The organism is Streptomyces sp. NPDC052064, assembly GCF_055585925.1.
Map to the genome: position 1 here is coordinate 105707 of NZ_JBVJJE010000016.1, position 17117 is coordinate 122823.

19 protein-coding genes are annotated in these 17117 nt (G+C 70.2%); 9 read left to right on the forward strand and 10 right to left on the reverse strand.

Annotated elements, in window-relative coordinates; genetic code table 11:
• Positions 1 to 29: 29 nt before the first annotated feature.
• The 3 genes from dapF to miaA form a co-directional block, all read right to left on the reverse strand.
• Entirely contained in the window at positions 30 to 902 is an 873-nt protein-coding gene (gene dapF / locus ACZ6TU_RS34960) for a diaminopimelate epimerase (protein ID WP_467681052.1), read from the reverse strand.
• A 152-nt stretch (positions 903 to 1054) separates the two neighbouring features.
• A complete protein-coding gene (locus ACZ6TU_RS34965) occupies positions 1055 to 1585 on the reverse strand; it encodes a hypothetical protein (RefSeq protein WP_467681141.1) in 531 nt (176 codons plus the stop codon).
• 108 nt (positions 1586 to 1693) lie between these two features.
• Positions 1694 to 2632 (reverse strand): tRNA (adenosine(37)-N6)-dimethylallyltransferase MiaA, encoded by a 939-nt coding sequence (miaA, locus tag ACZ6TU_RS34970; protein ID WP_467681054.1) that lies wholly within the window; start codon positions 2630 to 2632, stop codon positions 1694 to 1696.
• A 182-nt stretch (positions 2633 to 2814) separates the two neighbouring features.
• Between miaA and ACZ6TU_RS34975 the strand changes: the two genes are divergently transcribed.
• Positions 2815 to 3084 carry a hypothetical protein gene (locus tag ACZ6TU_RS34975; protein WP_469552889.1) on the forward strand — a complete coding sequence of 90 codons (270 nt, stop codon included), beginning with the start codon at positions 2815 to 2817 and terminating at the stop codon, positions 3082 to 3084.
• 26 nt (positions 3085 to 3110) lie between these two features.
• Positions 3111 to 3461: an antitoxin gene (locus ACZ6TU_RS34980; protein ID WP_469552891.1), complete on the forward strand. Its 351-nt coding sequence runs from the start codon at positions 3111 to 3113 to the stop codon at positions 3459 to 3461.
• A gap of 136 nt (positions 3462 to 3597) precedes the next feature.
• On the opposite strand, the gene ACZ6TU_RS34985 is transcribed toward ACZ6TU_RS34980, so the two are convergent.
• The 4 genes from ACZ6TU_RS34985 to ACZ6TU_RS35000 all read right to left on the reverse strand — a co-directional run bounded on the left by ACZ6TU_RS34985 (position 3598) and on the right by ACZ6TU_RS35000 (position 7759).
• Positions 3598 to 4314: a class III extradiol dioxygenase subunit B-like domain-containing protein gene (locus ACZ6TU_RS34985; protein WP_469552893.1), complete on the reverse strand. Its 717-nt coding sequence runs from the start codon at positions 4312 to 4314 to the stop codon at positions 3598 to 3600.
• A gap of 122 nt (positions 4315 to 4436) precedes the next feature.
• The gene (gene miaB, locus ACZ6TU_RS34990; protein ID WP_469552895.1) at positions 4437 to 5960 is read right to left on the reverse strand and encodes a tRNA (N6-isopentenyl adenosine(37)-C2)-methylthiotransferase MiaB; all 1524 of its coding nucleotides are present in this window, start codon (positions 5958 to 5960) and stop codon (positions 4437 to 4439) included.
• Positions 5961 to 6023: 63 nt separating this feature from the next.
• On the reverse strand, positions 6024 to 6716 hold the full coding sequence (locus ACZ6TU_RS34995) for a response regulator (protein WP_469552897.1): 693 nt from the start codon (positions 6714 to 6716) through the stop codon (positions 6024 to 6026).
• Positions 6716 to 7759, reverse strand: coding sequence for a sensor histidine kinase (locus tag ACZ6TU_RS35000; RefSeq protein WP_467681066.1), 1044 nt, complete (start codon positions 7757 to 7759; stop codon positions 6716 to 6718). The genes ACZ6TU_RS34995 and ACZ6TU_RS35000 overlap by 1 nt, the downstream gene beginning before the upstream one ends.
• Before the next feature lie 143 nt (positions 7760 to 7902).
• Here ACZ6TU_RS35000 and ACZ6TU_RS35005 point away from each other — a divergent pair, with 143 nt between their 5' ends.
• Together ACZ6TU_RS35005 and ACZ6TU_RS35010 are read left to right on the forward strand one after the other, a co-directional pair.
• The gene (locus ACZ6TU_RS35005) at positions 7903 to 8388 is read left to right on the forward strand and encodes a cation:proton antiporter regulatory subunit (RefSeq protein WP_467681068.1); all 486 of its coding nucleotides are present in this window, start codon (positions 7903 to 7905) and stop codon (positions 8386 to 8388) included.
• 4 nt (positions 8389 to 8392) lie between these two features.
• Positions 8393 to 9616 (forward strand): cation:proton antiporter, encoded by a 1224-nt coding sequence (locus ACZ6TU_RS35010; RefSeq protein WP_467681070.1) that lies wholly within the window; start codon positions 8393 to 8395, stop codon positions 9614 to 9616.
• A gap of 139 nt (positions 9617 to 9755) precedes the next feature.
• On the opposite strand, the gene ACZ6TU_RS35015 is transcribed toward ACZ6TU_RS35010, so the two are convergent.
• Positions 9756 to 10163: a pyrophosphohydrolase domain-containing protein gene (locus ACZ6TU_RS35015; RefSeq protein WP_469552900.1), complete on the reverse strand. Its 408-nt coding sequence runs from the start codon at positions 10161 to 10163 to the stop codon at positions 9756 to 9758.
• A 96-nt stretch (positions 10164 to 10259) separates the two neighbouring features.
• Here ACZ6TU_RS35015 and ACZ6TU_RS35020 point away from each other — a divergent pair, with 96 nt between their 5' ends.
• Positions 10260 to 11261, forward strand: a complete 1002-nt coding sequence (locus tag ACZ6TU_RS35020; RefSeq protein WP_467681074.1) for a TAXI family TRAP transporter solute-binding subunit — start codon at positions 10260 to 10262, stop codon at positions 11259 to 11261.
• An 18-nt stretch (positions 11262 to 11279) separates the two neighbouring features.
• Here the strand turns inward: ACZ6TU_RS35020 and ACZ6TU_RS35025 are convergent, their stop codons facing one another.
• Both ACZ6TU_RS35025 and ACZ6TU_RS35030 read right to left on the reverse strand, forming a co-directional pair.
• Positions 11280 to 12683, reverse strand: coding sequence for a sensor histidine kinase (locus ACZ6TU_RS35025; protein ID WP_467681076.1), 1404 nt, complete (start codon positions 12681 to 12683; stop codon positions 11280 to 11282).
• 9 nt (positions 12684 to 12692) lie between these two features.
• A complete protein-coding gene (locus ACZ6TU_RS35030; protein ID WP_467681078.1) occupies positions 12693 to 13379 on the reverse strand; it encodes a response regulator transcription factor in 687 nt (228 codons plus the stop codon).
• 288 nt (positions 13380 to 13667) lie between these two features.
• Between ACZ6TU_RS35030 and ACZ6TU_RS35035 the strand changes: the two genes are divergently transcribed.
• From ACZ6TU_RS35035 to ACZ6TU_RS35050, 4 genes are all read left to right on the forward strand, one after another.
• Positions 13668 to 14444: an amino acid ABC transporter ATP-binding protein gene (locus ACZ6TU_RS35035; RefSeq protein ID WP_467681079.1), complete on the forward strand. Its 777-nt coding sequence runs from the start codon at positions 13668 to 13670 to the stop codon at positions 14442 to 14444.
• Between the two features lie 82 nt (positions 14445 to 14526).
• Positions 14527 to 15366 carry a glutamate ABC transporter substrate-binding protein gene (locus ACZ6TU_RS35040; protein ID WP_469552903.1) on the forward strand — a complete coding sequence of 280 codons (840 nt, stop codon included), beginning with the start codon at positions 14527 to 14529 and terminating at the stop codon, positions 15364 to 15366.
• An 84-nt stretch (positions 15367 to 15450) separates the two neighbouring features.
• A complete protein-coding gene (locus ACZ6TU_RS35045; RefSeq protein WP_467681083.1) occupies positions 15451 to 16116 on the forward strand; it encodes an amino acid ABC transporter permease in 666 nt (221 codons plus the stop codon).
• Positions 16113 to 17009: an amino acid ABC transporter permease gene (locus ACZ6TU_RS35050; RefSeq protein ID WP_467681085.1), complete on the forward strand. Its 897-nt coding sequence runs from the start codon at positions 16113 to 16115 to the stop codon at positions 17007 to 17009. Before ACZ6TU_RS35045 ends, ACZ6TU_RS35050 begins: the two co-directional genes overlap by 4 nt.
• The last annotated feature ends 108 nt before the right edge of the window (positions 17010 to 17117 follow it).

A 17117-nucleotide genomic window follows, 5' to 3' on the forward strand; every position in this document is an offset into this window, starting at 1 on the left:
GCGGCAGTTTCAGGACGGTCGGGGCCTGATCACGCGCGCGTGGCGGTGTCCAGCCAGTCCGTGTCGATCTCGCCCTCGGCCACGATCACCGCAGGGCCGGTCATCTCGATCTCGCCGTCGGGCCGCTCGGTGATCACCAGGGTGCCGCCCGGTACGTCCACGGTGTACGTCGCCGGCGTACCGGTGGCCGCCGGGTCGACGCCGTCGCGGCGGGCGGTGGCCACGGCGACCGCGCACGCGCCCGTGCCGCACGAGCGGGTCTCGCCGGCGCCGCGCTCGTGCACGCGCAGCGCGACGTGCCCGGGGCCGCGGTCGACCACGAACTCGACGTTCACCCCGTCCGGGTAGGCGGAGGCCGGGCTGAAGGGCGGCGGGGAGCGCAGGTCACCGGCGTGGGACAGGTCGTCCACGAAGGCGACCGCGTGCGGGTTGCCCATGTTGACGTTGCGCGCGGGCCAGCTGCGCTCGCCGACGCCGACCGTGACGTCGCCCTCGGGGAGCACCGCCCTGCCCATGCCCACGGTTACGTCACCGTCCTTGGCGATGTGCACGGTCTTCACGCCCCCGCGCGTGGCGACCGCGAGGTCTCCTTCCGAGACGTGTCCGGCGCGCTGGAGGTAGTGCGCGAACACCCGCACGCCGTTGCCGCACATCTCCGCGATCGAGCCGTCGCCGTTGCGGTAGTCCATGAACCACTCCGCCTCGGCCGCCATGCCCTTCGCCTCGGGATGCGCCGCGGATCGCACCACGTGCAGCAGTCCGTCACCGCCGATGCCCGCGCGGCGGTCGCAGAGGGCTGCGACGGCGGCCGGGGGCAGGTCGATGGCGTTCTCGGGGTCCGGGACGATCACGAAGTCGTTCTCGGTGCCGTGGCCCTTGAGGAAGGGGATCCGCTTGCTCATTCCTCGATCGTACGGTCTGCTCGGCGGGTCGAGCCGAAGGAGGGTGCCAGGGGTTCCGGCAGTGAGTTCGTGCGGGTGCATCGTGGCTTGTCGCGCCCACGCGGCGGAGCCGCATACCGACACGACCCCGCGCCCCTGAAGGGCGCGGTGCTCTAGCGGAGTCTCGCTACGCGCCAGACCGCCAGCATGACCACCGCGGCCACCATCACCGCGTACGCGAGGACGACCCGCCAGTCGGGTCTGCGACCCGAGCCCTTGGCCGGCAGGCCCGGCCAGGTGTAGCCCACGCGGCGGGCGGCCATCATGCCCCAGCCGGCCGCGCACGAGCAGATCAGCAGCCCGAGCATGGCGATCACGGCCCCGCTGTCGCCGAAGTCGAAGGCGAGCGGGAACGCGAACATCAGGGAGCCGAGCGCGGCCAGGCTCACGATGGGCGCGAGCTGCCAGATGCGCAGCCGACGCTGCGGGCGCAGCTCGACCTCGACCTCGCCCGCGAACATCTCGTCGGGCTCGGGGCCGTCGTCCGTCACGCCCTGCGTCTCGTCGGGCCCGTCGGAGCTGAGACGGTCCGACTCCTGCTCCGGTCCGTCCCGGTGCTCCGGGTCGTCCCGGCGCTCCGGTTCATCCCGGTCGGCGGTGATGTGATCGGTGCCTTGTGCGGTGTCGCGAGGGCCGGCCTCCATCGCCACGCGCCCTCCCAACTAGGACTCAACTCGGTCGATCGAAGCTCGATGATGGCACGCCGCCGCAGGCCCGGATGACGGCCTGGGCGTCCCGATGCCATGACGTGATCAGGCTGTAACCGGTCGTTCGACGAAAGACAGCGCGAGCTGCGGAAGTTCTGTGAGATCGGCCGCAGCCCCACTCAACCAGTGCACCCGGGGATCGCGCCTGAACCATGAATCCTGACGGCGCGCGAAGCGCTTGGTGGCACGCACGGTCTCGGCCCGCGCATCCTCCAGGGTGCACTCCCCGGCGAGCGCCGCGAGCACCTGCTGGTAGCCGAGCGCGCGCGAGGCGGTACGCCCCTCACGCAACCCCTGCGCCTCCAGTGCGCGCACCTCATCCACGAGGCCGGCCTCCCACATCCGGTCGACCCGGCGCGCGATGCGCTCGTCCAACTCGGGCCGGGCCACGTCGACGCCGATCTGAATCGTGTCGTACACGGAGTCGTGGCCGGGGAGATTGGCGGTGAAGGGCCTGCCGGTGATCTCGATCACCTCCAGGGCCCGGACGACCCGGCGGCCGTTGCTCGGCAGGATCGCCCGCGCGGCCTGAGGGTCGGCGGCGGCCAGACGGGCGTGCAGCGCGCCGGAGCCGCGCAGCGTCAGCTCCTCTTCCAGGCGGGCGCGGACCTCGGGGTCGGTGCCGGGGAACTCCAGGTTGTCGACGGCCCCGCGCACATACAGTCCGGAGCCGCCGACCAGGATCGGCCAGCGACCCTCGGCGAGCAGGGCGTCGATCCGCTCACGGGCCAGGCGCTGGTACTCGGCTACGGACGCCGTGACGGTCACGTCCCAGATGTCCAGGAGGTGGTGGGGGACGCCGCCGCGCTCCTCGGGCGTCAGTTTGGCGGTGCCGATGTCCATCCCTCGGTAGAGCTGCATGGAGTCGGCGTTGACGACCTCACCACCGAGACGCTGGGCCAGGAAGACGCCCAGATCGGACTTTCCGGCCGCAGTTGGTCCGACGACGGCGATGACGCGGGGGGCGGGGGGTGCACTGCTCACCGACCCAGTCTCGCAAACCTCGAACCCTGCTCTCGAACGAGTTACGTGACGCCACGGCCCCGGGGTCGTTGCCCGTTGCGAGGTTCCTGCCGCCGGATCGCAGAGGCGGTGGCCCGGGTCGCGCAAACGGACGCACCGGGCGACGCGGGATTTCGCCCGCACGAGTAACGTATGGAGTGAATATGGGAGTTTTTGCACGACTTCTCCGGCGGTCCAAGGCCACGGATGAGACGCCTGCCGCCGAGGTTCAGGCCGACAAGACGACGGCCGGGACCGGAGTGGAGGAAACGGCCGGGGCAGAGGCGGCGAAGGAGGCTGACGGAGCAGCGGAAGCGACCGAGCCGGCGGCTGAGGCGGCCGAGGTCACCGAGACCGAAGGCGTCGACATCCCCAAGCAGCAGTCCACCGACAAGCCGGCCGACAACGAGGCCGGCGAGGGCGCCCGCACGTGACCGCCCCGCGCGAGGGAAGGTGAACCATGGGTCTCCTGGACAACGTGAAAGCCAAGCTGGGCCCGGCCAAGGGCAAGGTCTCGGACCTCGCGCAGCGGCACGAGGACAAGATCCAGCACGGCCTCGACAAGGCCGCGCAGGTCGTCGACAAGAGGACCAAGGGCAAGTACAGCGACAGGATCCAGTCGGGCACGGGCAAGGCCAAGGGCGCCATGGACCGACTCGCGCACCAGGGCGACAGCGGACCGGACGCGGGCGGCACGCCACCGCCGCCGGGCGCGGGCGGCAGCACCATGCCGCCGGACAGGGGCCGTACGGCACCGCCGCGGGACGCCGGAGGCACTCCGCCGCCGGACGCACCACCGCCCACTTCCTGAGCGCACATCGACGCAGAAGGTCCTGAACACGCATCGGCACACCGAAGGGCACATCGGCGGACGGCCGCGGAGCACGAGGGCTCCCGGCCGTCCGCCGTTTCCCGCGCCCGCCGCCGGGGCCGCCCCGGCGCCGGGTCTACGACCAGGTGGCCACGATGTATCCCACCCCGTACGGCGCGTCCTCGTACAGCAGTGATCCGCCGAGGGCCGCGCCCTCGGCCGCGCCCGCCAGCACCTGCCAGGGGGCCCGTCCGGAGGCCTTCAGTTCACGCGCCGGCCCGGTGTCCAGTGTGGTGAGCGCGGCCACGTCCGCCGTGCCGAGTACGCGCGCGACCTCCGCGTCGAAGGGCGCCGCCCGTTCGTCCAGATACCCCGGGGCCTTGAGCGTCCGGCACGCGCTGGCGTCACCCATCACCAACAGCGCGACCCGCTCGGACCGTGTGGCGAGGTCCCGTCCGATCCGGGCACATCGCTCGGGCGCGAGCAGGTCCCCCACGCCGAGTCCCTCGACCGGGGCGTCGGACCACCCCGTCCGCTCCAGCAGCCATGCGGCCACCGCCAGCGAGTACGGCAGCGGTTGTTCCGCGGGCGAGCTCTCGTCGCCCTGTCCCAGCCGTACGTCGAGATCGACGCCGAAGCCCCGGAACGAGCCCCGCGTGCCCTCCGGGTACGTCTCGGGCCCGGTGCTCTCCACCGGCCCGACGACCACGAGCCGGCCGGGCCGGGCGGCGGCGAGCACGCCCAGCGCGTCCGTGCAGGCGGCCCGCGCGGCGTCCAGCTCCGGAGCGGCGCCCGCGGCGACGTCGGGCACCAGGAGGGGCGGGCAGGGGCAGGCAGCGGCGGCGACAAGCATGATCGGCAGGGTAACCCGCGAGCCCTTCGGAACAAGCCACAGCCGGAGCCAACCGCAGCCGGACTCAGCCGCGGTCAGGTCCGGCTCCGGTCAGGTCCGGCCGCGGCAGGCCACGGCCCGGCTCAGTCGCAGCCGCAGCCGCTCGCCGCCACCGGGAGCGGCTCGGGGACGCCGATCTTCGGCAGGCCCAGGAGCACACCGGCCGACTGGGCCGGCTTGCCCGCCTTCTCGGCATTGCGCTTCTCCCAGGCGTCGCCCGCGCGCGTGCGACGCACGCCCAGCACCGGCCCCTCGGCGAGGAGGTGGTGCGGGGCTGCGTAGGTGATCTCGACCGTGACCACGTCGCCGGGGCGGACCTCCTGGTCCGGCTTGGTGAAGTGGACGAGGCGGTTGTCGGGGGCGCGGCCGGACAGGCGGTGGGTGGTGTCGTCCTTGCGGCCCTCGCCTTCGGCGACCATCAGCTCCAGCGTGCGGCCGACCTGCTTCTTGTTCTCCTCCCAGGAGATCTCCTCCTGGAGGGCGACGAGACGCTCGTAGCGCTCCTGAACGACCTTCTTGGGGATTTGGCCGTCCATCTCGGCGGCCGGGGTGCCCGGGCGCTTGGAGTACTGGAAGGTGAAGGCCTGGGCGAAGCGGGCCTCGCGCACCACGTGCAGCGTCTGCTCGAAGTCCTCGTCGGTCTCACCGGGGAAGCCCACGATGATGTCGGTGCTGATCGCCGCGTGCGGGATGGCGGAGCGGACCTTCTCGATGATCCCCAGGAAGCGGTCCTGGCGGTAGGAGCGGCGCATGGCCTTCAGGACCGGGTCCGAGCCGGACTGGAGCGGCATGTGCAGCTGCGGCATCACGTTCGGCGTCTCTGCCATGGCGGCGATGACGTCGTCGGTGAAGTCGCGCGGGTGCGGGGAGGTGAAGCGGACGCGCTCCAGGCCCTCGATCTTCCCGCAGGCGCGCAGCAGCTTGCTGAAGGCCTCACGGTCGCCTATGTCGGAGCCGTACGCGTTGACGTTCTGCCCGAGCAGCGTGATCTCGGAGACGCCCTCGGCGACCAGGGCCTCGATCTCGGCGAGGATGTCGCCGGGGCGGCGGTCCTTCTCCTTGCCGCGCAGGGCCGGGACGATGCAGAAGGTGCAGGTGTTGTTGCAGCCGACGGAGATGGAGACCCAGGCCGCGTACGCGCTCTCGCGCCGCGTCGGCAGCGTCGAGGGGAACGCCTCCAGCGACTCGGCGATCTCGACCTGCGCCTCCTCCTGCACGCGCGCGCGTTCCAGCAGGACCGGCAGCTTGCCGATGTTGTGCGTGCCGAAGACGACGTCCACCCAGGGCGCCTTCTTGACGATGGTGTCGCGGTCCTTCTGTGCCAGACAGCCGCCGACCGCGATCTGCATGCCGGGGCGGCTGGCCTTCTTGGGCGCCAGGTGACCGAGGTTGCCGTAGAGCTTGTTGTCGGCGTTCTCACGCACGGCGCAGGTGTTGAAGACGACGACGTCGGCCTCGTCGGCGCCCTCGGGGGCGCGGACGTAGCCCGCGTCCTCCAGCAGACCGGCCAATCGCTCGGAGTCGTGGACGTTCATCTGGCACCCGTAGGTGCGTACCTCATATGTGCGCGTGCCGCCCACTGACTGGCTCCGGTCGATGCTGCTCATAGGGACAAGGGTAGGCGGTCGGCGGAGGTGGCTCGGCCGCCTGTGGACAACCCGGGGCCGGGCTCATGCCTCTATGAGACCGGCGCGGATCGCGTACCTGGTCAGCTCCAGGCGGTCGCGCATGCCGAGCTTCTGGAGGAGGTTGGCGCGGTGGCGTTCGACCGTCTTGGCGCTGATGAAGAGGAGTTCGCCGATCTCCTTCGAGGTGTGGCCCTCGGCGACCAGCTTGAGGATCTCCTCCTCGCGTTCGGTGATGGCCCGTTCCGGCAGTCCGTCGCCCCGGTGCAACCGCTCCAGGTAGGAGCGGACGAGGGCCCGCTCGGCGCCCGGGTAGATGAACGGCTCGTCGCGCACGGCCGCCCGGCAGGCCTCGACCAGGTCGCGGTCGGCGACGGACTTGAGGACGTAGCCGCTGGCTCCGGCCCTGAGCGCCTCGAAGAAGTACTCCTCGTTGTCGTACATCGTCAGGATCAGGATGTGCAGCGCGGGCAGCCGGCGGGAGAGTTCGCGGGCCGCCTGGAGGCCGGTCATGCGAGGCATGGCGACGTCCAGGACGGCCAGGTCGACGTCGGTGTCCCGGGCGCGGGCGACGGCCTCGGCCCCGTCCCCGGCCTCGGCCACGACCGTCAGGTCGGGCTCCCCGTCCAGGATGAGGCGTACTCCCCGGCGTACGAGGGTGTGGTCGTCGGCGAGCAGGACGCGGATCGGGGACCGGGCGGTGGTCGACGGGCTTCCGGGCGTCACCGGCGTGGACATCAGCGTGCTCCCTCCGTCACCGGTATGCGCAGGCGTACGTCGGTGCCCCGGTCGGGGGCCGGTTCGAGGGTGAGGGAGGCGCCGATCAGGAGGGCGCGTTCGCGCATGCCGGTGATTCCGGCGCCCTCGGGGGCGTCGCCGAGGCCCGTGCCGTTGTCGCGTACGAGGAGTTCGACACCGCCGGGGACCGGCCGGAGGCGGAGTTCGGCACGGTCGGCGCCGGCGTGCCGGGCGGTGTTGGTCAGGCCTTCCTGGGCCACTCGGTAGACGACGAGTTCCGATTCAGGGGTCAGGGCGGAGAGGTCGCCGGTGACGTGGTGGCGCACGGTCAGCCCATGGGTCGTGAACTCGGCGGCGAGCGAGCGCAGGGCGCTGGCCAGGCCGAGTTCCTCCAGGACGCCGGGGCGCAGTCGGCGGGCGATACGGCGGATCTCGTCCAGGCCGGCCCGGGTCGCCTCCTGCGCCTGGCCGACCTCCTCGCGAAGGTCCCCGGGCGCCCGGTCCGCGACCCGCTTGAGCTGGAGGAGGACGGCGGTCAGGGTCTGCCCGACCTCGTCGTGGAGCTCCCGGGCGATCCGGTGCCGTTCGCTCTCCTGTGCGGACAGCGCCCGGGCGGCGCCCGCGGCCCGCTCGGCCTCCAGCCGGTCGAGCATCGCGTTGTACGTCGTGATCAGCCCGGCCGTCTCCGCGGGGCCGGCGACCACCGGGCGGGAGCCCGGACGCAGCAGGTCCACGGTGGCCATGGCCCGGTCCAGCCGTTGCAGGGGCCCGAGGCCGAAGCGCAGCACGAGCGCGTTACCTGCGAGCAGCGTCGCCAGGCCGCCGAGCAGGACGAGCGCCTCGCCCGCCAGGACGGGGGTCGACACGGTGACCGGGCCGAGCAGCAACGCGGTGGCCACGACCAGGCCCGCCGCGTTGAGCGAGAAGATCCGCCAGAACAACGACACGTTCCTGGATCCGCTCCTTCCGGCCTTCGCGTATGACACCGCCTCCTCCACCCTCTCCGGCGACCGGCCGCTGCGTATATCCGTCACGACACCCATGTCGTCACCGTACGGCCGGATGACAGCATGCGGACTTGACCCGTCCGTTGATCGACCCGTTCACCAGACCGACAAGAGCCAGACGGACAAGCCGAACAAAAGCAAGACGACAACAAGAGCAAGACGAAACAAGGGGAAGAAACGTGTCAGCTCCGCGCCTGAGGGCGACGCCGCTGCCGGGCATCGGGGTCCAGTACGACCTGGAGACCCGCGAACACCGCCATCTGTCGGTGGTGGCGCACCGCGACGGCACGCGCACGGTGAACGTGTACCGGGCCGACGATCCCGACTCCTGCGCGCAGTCCCTGCGACTGTCCAGCTCGGAGGCGGGTTCGCTGATCGACGCGCTGAAGCCGTCCCACCACAGTCCGAGTCTGCTGTACACCACGGACCTGGGGCTGGTCGCCGAGCGGATCGAGGTGGCCGCGACCTCACGCTGGAACGGGCGGGTGCTGGGCGACACGCGGATGCGGACGGATACGGGCGCGTCGGTCGTGGCGGTGCTGCGCCGGGCCGAGGCCATCCCGTCCCCCGCGCCGGACTTCCGGCTTGCGGGCGGTGACACGCTGATCGTCGTCGGCACCCGTGAGGGCGTCGACTCCGCCGCGACGATACTCGGTCGGGAGTGAGCCGGTGCACTCCGCGGTCCTGCTGATCGAGTTCGGTTCCATCATCCTCGGCCTCGGCCTGCTCGGCCGGTTCGCCGCCCGTTTCCGGCTGTCGCCGATACCGCTGTACCTCCTGGCCGGTCTGGCCTTCGGCGAGGGCGGTCTGCTGCCGCTGGGCGCGAGCGAGGAGTTCGTCGCCACAGGTGCCGAGATCGGCGTCATCCTGCTGCTGTTGATGCTGGGCCTGGAATACACGGCGAGCGATCTGGTCTCCAACCTCAAGACCCACTATCCGTCCGGCCTGGTCGATTGCGCGCTCAACGCGCTGCCGGGGGCCGCGGTGGCGCTGCTGCTCGGCTGGGGGCCGGTGGCCGCCGTCGTCCTGGCCGGTGTCACCTGGATCTCGTCGTCCGGCGTGATCGCGAAGGTGCTCGGCGATCTGGGCCGGGTCGGCAACCGGGAGACGCCGGTGATCCTCAGCGTGCTCGTGCTGGAGGATCTGGCGATGGCGGTGTACCTGCCCATCGTCACGGCGCTGGTGGCGGGGGCCGGGCTGCTGGCCGGCAGCCTGACCCTGGCGATCGCGCTGGGCGCGGCGGGCCTCGTGCTGTTCCTGGCGCTGCGCTACGGAAGGGTCATCTCCCGCTTCGTCTCCAGCGACGACCCGGAGAAGTTGCTGCTGGTCGTGCTGGGGCTGACGATCCTGGTCGCGGGCGTGGCGCAGCAGCTCCAGGTGTCGGCGGCGGTGGGGGCCTTCCTGGTGGGCATCGCGCTGTCGGGAGAGGTGGCGGAGGGTGCGCACACTCTCCTCAGCCCCCTGCGTGACCTGTTCGCGGCGGTCTTCTTCGTCTTCTTCGGGCTGCACACCGACCCGTCCAGCATCCCGCCCGTTCTGCTGCCCGCCCTGGGCCTGGCCGTCGTCACCGCCCTGACGAAGATCGCCACCGGCTACTGGGCGGCACGGCGGGCCGGGATCTCCGTCAAGGGCCGCTGGCGGGCGGGCGGTGCGTTGGTGGCCCGTGGCGAATTCTCGATCGTCATCGCAGGCCTTGCGGTCTCGGCGGGCATCGAACCGTCCCTCGGCCCTCTGGCCACGGCCTACGTCCTCATCCTGGTCGTCCTGGGGCCCCTCACCGCGCGCTACACGGAGCCCGTGGCGGCTTGGTGGAGCCGACGCCGCGCGTCGCCCCGGGGTGCGGCGGAGACGACGCCCCGGGCCCAGGAGGCGGACGCGCCGGTGGCCGACTGAGGGGCGGCGCCGGGCAGGGAGCAAGGGAGCCGGAGCCGCCACCGGCCCGGGCGGCCGCCAGACGCCGGACAAGGGAGCCACCGCCCACCTGGCAGCCACCAGACGCCGGACGAGGTCAGCCGTCGGACCGAACGGCGGCTCAGGCGCCGGCGGCCGGCTTCCACCCCTGCTGCCGCAGCACCCCCGGCACATCCGGTGCCTCGTAGTGCTCCCCCTTGAGCACCTTGCCGTCCTCGCGGCGGGAGACGGAACCGTCGGGACCGATCTTGGTCATGTTGGAGCGGTGGATCTCGGCCAGCACCGCGTCGAGGTCGATGCCGTGGACGAGGGCGGTGCCGTAGGCGACGTAGACGACGTCGGCGAGTTCGTGGGCGAGCCGGTCGAGCGGGCCCGTCACCGACACCTCGGCCACCTCCGCGGCCTCCTCCGCGAGGAGTTCACCGCGGTGGGCGGCGAGTTCCGGGGACACCTCCGTCGGGGTACTGCGGGCGTCCAGGCCGAAGGCGAGGTGGAATTCACGGACCAGGTCTGCGGGCGAGGAGCTCATGGGGGGCGACCTTAGTGGCCGCCACTGACACTCCCTCGCCCCACCCCGTGAGTCCGCCCCTGGTCAGCGGGGCACACGGCTGGCAGGATCTCGCGCATGCCCAAGACGTTCCCCCCTCTCGGCAGGCGCCGGGCCCTTCAGGGCGGCGCCGCCTCTCTCGTGGTCCTCGGGCTGCTGCTGTGGTGGCTGCGCCCCTGGGCCGAGCGGCCTCCGGACGGGACGATCAGGTTCAGCACGGGCACGCAGGCGGGGGTCTACCACGAGTACGGCGAACTCCTGCGGACCGAGATCGACAAGGACATGCCCGATCTGAAGGTGCGGTTGCTGACCAGTGCCGGTTCGCAGGAGAACGTCGCGGACGTGGCGACGGGCAAGTCCGACTTCGCGATCGCAGCGGCCGACGCGGTCGCCACGTACAAGCTCGACAACAGCACCGGCGCCGACCGACTGCGCGGTGTCGCGCGGCTGTACGACGACTACGTCCAGCTGGTCGTACCGCCGGACTCGGACATCCGCTCCGTCGCGGATCTGCGGGGCAAGCACGTGGCCATAGGGCTGCCGAACTCCGGCGTGCGGCTGATCGCGAACAGTGTGCTCAAGGCGGCCGGCATCGACCCGGAGAAAGACATCAAGCCCTCGTCGGACGGCATCGACACCGGACCCAGGCGGCTGGGGCACGGCCTCGACGCGTTCTTCTGGTCGGGCGGACTGCCCACGGACGGGCTCAGCCGGCTGGCCAAGAAGTCGGCGTCGGCCTTCCGCTTCGTGCCGGTCGACCCCGCCCTCGTGGCCAAGCTGCACGACCAGGGCGGTGCCACGCGCTACTACCGCGCCACCAAGATGCCGGAGTCGGCCTACCCCACCATCCAGCGCGGCGACCCGGTCCCCACCTTGGCGGTGTCCAACCTGCTGGTCACGCGCGACGACATGGATCCCCGGCTCACCGAGTGGCTGACCCGTACGGTGATCGACAGCCGGGACGGCATCGGCGCGACCGTCCACTCCGCCCAGCTCGTCGACGTCCGCACGGCGATCTACACGGACCCGCTCAAGCTGCACGACGGGGCCAGACGCTACTACCGGTCGGTCAAGCCATAGCCCTGCCGTCGGGCTTCGCTACGCCGGTCCGACCCTCGGCACCGCCACCGTCACCTTGAGCCCGTGCGGCTCGTGATGGTCGTACGCGATCGAACCACCGCCCGCCGCGAGCAGCGCCCGCGAGATGGACAGTCCGAGGCCCGAGCCCTTGATGTTCTGGTGGCGGCTGCTGCGCCAGAAGCGATCGCCGATGCGGGCCAGTTCCTCGTCGGTGAGGCCGGGCCCCTGGTCGGTGACGACGACGGTGGAGATGTCACCGTTGGAGGCGACGGTCACCTCGACGGTCCGGCCCTCGGGCGTGAACTTCACCGCGTTGTCGATGATCCCGTCCAGCGCGCTGGACAGCGCCACCTGGTCGGCCCACCCGGTCGTCGGCGGGCAGTCGCCCACCAGGCGTACACCCTTGGCCTCGGCGGTCGGGGACCAGGCCGCGACGCGTTCGGCGGCGAGCTCGCCGATGTCGGTGATCTTCAGATCGGCCTCGGTGTGCTCGGCCAGCGCCAGGTCGAGCAGGTCGTCCAGAACCTGCGCGAGGCGCTTGCCCTCGGCCTGGACCGAGGCGATCTCCTTGTTGCCCTCGGGCAGTTCGAAGGAGAGCAGCTCGATGCGCAGCAGCAGAGCCGCGAGCGGGTTGCGCAGCTGGTGCGAGGCATCTGCGACGAAGGCGCGCTGCTGCTCCAGCACGTCCTCGACGTTGTCCGCCATCTCGTTGAACGACCGGGCCAGCCGCCTGAGTTCCGGTGGACCGCCGGCGGCGGCGACCCGGGACTTCAGCCGCCCCGTGGCGATGTCGTGGGTGGTGGCGTCCAGCACCCGTACGGGCTTGAGCACCCAGCCGGTCAGCCGCAGAGCCGCGCCGACGGCCAGCAGCATCGCGGCGAACTCTCCCGCGCCGATGACCAGCCAGCCGTGCAGCGTGCGTGAGCGCAACTGCCCGGTGGGCGAGTCCGTGACGACGACCGCGACGACGTCACCGTCCCGGATGACCGGCGAGGCGACCACGAGGTTGCCCCGCTGCCAGGGCCACACCTGCCGCGGGTCGTGGCTGCGGCGGCTGAGCAGCGCCTCGTCGAAGGCGTCACGCACCTCGCCCTGATCCGGCAGGGACCACCCGGCGGGTGCGTGGGCCATGGCACTGCCGCTGCGGTAGAAGACACCGGCCCGGATGCCGTAGACCTTGTAGTAGCTGTCGAGTTCGCTGCTGAGTGTGGCCAGACGCTCGTTCTCGAACGCGCTGGCGGTCCCGGTGGGCGAGTCGGTGACGAACTGGGCGAGGGCCGCGAAGCGTGCCGTGTCGTCGATCCGGTCGACGACGACCTTCTGCTGCTGGGCGCCGGCCAGACTGACGGCGAGCGGGACGCCGAGCGCGAGCAGCACGGCCGCCATCAGGACGATCAGCAGCGGGAGCAGACGAGTGCGCACCCGGCCCCGCTATCCGGCAGGCGCGACGAGCCGGTAGCCGACGCCGCGTACGGTCTCGATGAGGGCCGGCATGCGTAGCTTGGCGCGCAGGGACGCGACGTGCACCTCCAGCGTCCGCCCGGTCCCCTCCCAGCTGGTCTGCCACACCTCGCTGATGATCTGCTCCCGGCGGAAGACCACCCCGGGCCGCTGCGCGAGCAGGGCCAGGAGGTCGAACTCCTTGCGGGTCAGCTGGATCACCGACCCGTCCACGCTGACCCGGCGCGTGGGCAGCTCGATGTGCACCGGGCCGAGGCGCAGCTCGGTCTCGATGCCGCTGGAGGTGTCCTCGTGGGAGGTGCGCCGGCTCACGGCGTGGATGCGGGCGAGCAGTTCCCCGGTGTCGTACGGCTTCACCACGTAGTCGTCGGCGCCGAGATTGAGGCCGTGGATGCGGGAGCGCACGTCGGAGCGCGCGGTCACCATGATCACCGGCGTGCTGGTGCGCTTGCGGATCTTGCCGCAGACCTCGTATCCGTCCTGGTCGGGCAGGCCCAGGTCGAGGAGGACGACACCGAAGCCGTCGACCTCGGGGACCAGCGCCTGGAGGGCCTCCTCGCCGCTGCGCGCGTGCGTGACGTCGAACCCGTGCCGCGCCAGAACCGCCGACAGGGCGGCGGCGACATGGTTGTCGTCCTCGACGAGCAGCAGTCTCACCCGGGCCCCCTTCGGTTCACTGGCCGTACGATCCATCTGTGTACAAAAACGTGTGCACGCGTGACTGCACCTTGTGCAGTCACGCTGATGGATGAGGACGGCGTCAAGAGGGTTCCGGTTGCGGAGAGCTTCCGTTACCCGGCCGATATGAGCGCTGCTCGCAAGTGCTACGACACGTGTCCGATTGCTATCGGATCGTGATGCTCAGATTCCCCTCAGATGTAATGACGCAGGTCGTAGAGGGTTACTACTGTCCTCCGAAACCGAGGAGGACGGAGCCTGAGAGCGATGACCGAAGTATCGGTGGCCAAGGAAGATGTGGCCGCGACCGGAGAACTGGTCGTCCTGAAGAGCGTCAACAAGCACTTCGGCGCGTTGCACGTACTCCAGGACATCGACCTGACGATCGCCCGCGGCGAAGTCGTCGTGGTCATCGGACCCTCCGGGTCCGGCAAGTCCACCCTGTGCCGCACCATCAACCGCCTGGAGACGACCGACTCCGGCTCGATCACGATCGACGGCAAGCCGCTGCCCGCCGAGGGCAAGGAGCTGGCCAGGCTGCGCGCCGACGTCGGGATGGTCTTCCAGTCCTTCAACCTCTTCGCGCACAAGACCGTGCTCGAGAACGTGATGCTCGGCCAGATCAAGGTCCGCAAGAAGGACAAGAAGGCGGCCGAGGAGCGGGCCCGTGCTCTGCTCGACCGGGTCGGCGTGGCCGCGCAGGCCGAGAAGTACCCGGCACAGCTCTCCGGCGGCCAGCAGCAGCGCGTCGCGATCGCGCGGGCGCTGGCCATGGAGCCGAAGGTCATGCTCTTCGACGAGCCGACCTCCGCGCTCGACCCCGAGATGATCAACGAGGTGCTGGAGGTCATGCAGCAGCTCGCCCGCGACGGTATGACCATGATCGTGGTCACCCATGAGATGGGTTTCGCACGATCGGCCGCAAACCGCGTGGTGTTCATGGCGGACGGCCGAATCGTCGAGGAGGCTGCGCCCGACCAGTTCTTCAGCAATCCGCGCAGCGACCGTGCCAAGGACTTCCTGTCGAAGATCCTGCACCACTGACGGCGCGGGTCGCGTCCGACGCGCCCCATGTCGCCCACCCCTTGAGGGCCCGCATCTCTTCACCAGCCAAAGGATGTTCACCATGAAGCTCCGCAAGGTCACCGCCGCCTCGGCCACCGTCTTCGCTCTCGCCCTGACCGCCACCGCCTGCGGCGGCGACAACAAGGACGGTGACAACTCCGGCTCCGGCGACGGCAAGACGATCACGGTCGGCATCAAGTTCGACCAGCCGGGTCTCGGCCAGAAGACGCCGCAGGGATACGCCGGCTTCGACGTCGACGTCGCCACGTACGTCGCGAAGAAGCTCGGTTACGACGCCGACCAGATCGAGTGGAAGGAAGCGAAGAGCGCCGACCGCGAGACCATGCTCCAGCGTGGTGACGTCGACTTCATCGCGGCGACCTACTCGATCACCCCCGAGCGCCAGGAGAAGGTCGACTTCGCCGGCCCGTACCTGCTGGCGCACCAGGACGTTCTGATCCGTGCGGACGACAACAAGATCAAGTCGCCCAAGGACCTGAACAACGCCAAGCTGTGCTCGGTCACCGGCTCCACCTCGGCGCAGAACGTCAAGGACAAGCTGGCTCCCAAGGCGCAGCTGCAGCCGTACCCGACGTACTCCGCGTGCCTGCCCGGCCTGCAGAACGGTGCCGTCGACGCGCTGACCACCGACGACTCGATCCTCGCCGGTTACGCCGCCCAGTCGCAGTTCAAGGGCAAGTTCAAGCTCGGCGGCTTCAAGCTGACCAACGAGAACTACGGCATCGGCGTCAAGAAGGGCAGCGACCTCAAGGACAAGATCAACAAGGCCCTTGAGGACATGGTCGCCGACAAGGCCTGGCAGAAGGCCGTGGACAAGAACCTCGGCCCGGCCGACTACAAGAACGAGCCGGCGCCGAAGATCGGCGAGATCAAGAGCTGAGGCAGCGCCTGACAGGGTGCGCCGCCCACCGGAAGGGGCGGCGCACCGGCGTGGGCATCCCTACACGCGGAAGCACGGGAGATCGTGTTCGACTTTCTTGAGGATTACGACCTGCTGGGAGCCTTCTGGACGACAGTGCAGCTCGCTGTGCTCTCCGCCGTCGGCTCCCTTATCTGGGGCACCCTGCTGGCCGCCATGCGTGTCGGCCCGGTGCCGCTGATGCGCGCATTCGGGACCGCGTACGTGAACATCGTGCGGAACATCCCATTGACCGTCATCATCCTGTTCACGTCGCTGGGCCTGAACCAGACGTTGGGAGTCTCCCTCGGCGCGAACGACGTCGAGACGATCAACTTCCGGCTCGCCGTCCTGGGCCTGATTCTCTACACCTCGTCCTTCGTGTGCGAGGCGCTGCGCTCCGGCATCAACACGGTGCCGGTCGGGCAGGCGGAGGCGGCCCGCGCGATCGGTCTCAGTTTCAACCAGGTGCTGGGTCTGGTCGTGCTGCCGCAGGCGTTCCGTTCGTCCGTCGTACCGCTGGCCAATGTGCTGATCGCCCTCATCAAGAACACCACGGTGGCCGCTGCCATCGGTGTCGCCGAAGCGGCGGTACTGATGAAGGAGATGATCGAGAACGAGGCACAGTTGCTGCTGATCTCCGCGATCATCGCGTTCGGTTTCGTGGTCCTGACGCTGCCGACCGGCCTGTTCCTCGGCTGGGTGGGCAAGAAGGTGGCGGTGAAGCGATGAGCTCCGTTCTGTACGACGCCCAGGGACCTCGCGCCAAGCGGCGCAACGTCGTCCTCACGGTGGTCTTCCTGGTCGCAGTCGCCGCGCTGCTGTGGTGGGTGTTCAGGACCCTCAAGGACAAGGGCCAGCTGGAATGGGCCTTGTGGGAACCGTTCTTCTCCGGCAGCGAGGCCTGGTCCACGTACATCTGGCCGGGTCTGCAGAACACCCTGAAGGCCGCCGCCCTGGCGGTGATCATCGCGATGCCGCTCGGCGCGGTTCTCGGTATCGCCCGTCTGTCGGACCACGTGTGGGTCAGGGTGCCGGCCGCGGTCGTGGTCGAGTTCTTCCGCTCCATCCCCGTGCTGGTGCTGATGATCTTCGGCCTCGCCCTCTTCGCGGAATACACCAACGTCACCTCCGACGACCGTCCGCTCTTCGCGGTCGTCACCGGCCTGGTGCTGTACAACGCCTCCGTCCTCGCGGAGATCGTCCGGGCGGGCATCCTGGCCCTGCCCAAGGGCCAGTCCGAAGCGGCGATGGCGATCGGCCTGCGCAAGGGCCAGCTGATGCGCCTGATCCTGCTGCCGCAGGCCGTCACCGCGATGCTCCCGGCCATCGTGAGCCAGCTCGTCGTCATCGTGAAGGACACCGCACTCGGCGGCGCCGTCCTCACCTACTCCGAGCTGCTCTCCTCGGCGAACACCATGAGCGGCTACTACGGCGCCAACGTCATCGCCAGCTTCACCGTCGTGGCCGTCATCTTCATCGCGCTCAACTTCGCCCTCACCTCGTTCGCGAGCTGGCTGGAGCGCCGGCTGCGCCGGGCCAAGAAGTCGACGGGTGCGGTCGTGGGCGCGAATGACGCAGAGATCGCCGGCACGACCGGGACCGGCGCCGGAGGCACCGTCTGACACTCGGTCACCCCGCATGACACACTCAGGGGCAGTGGCATGATCGCCACTGCCCCTGGTCACTTGACGCAAGCACCGGCAATGGGTTGCATACGTTCTGTGATCGTG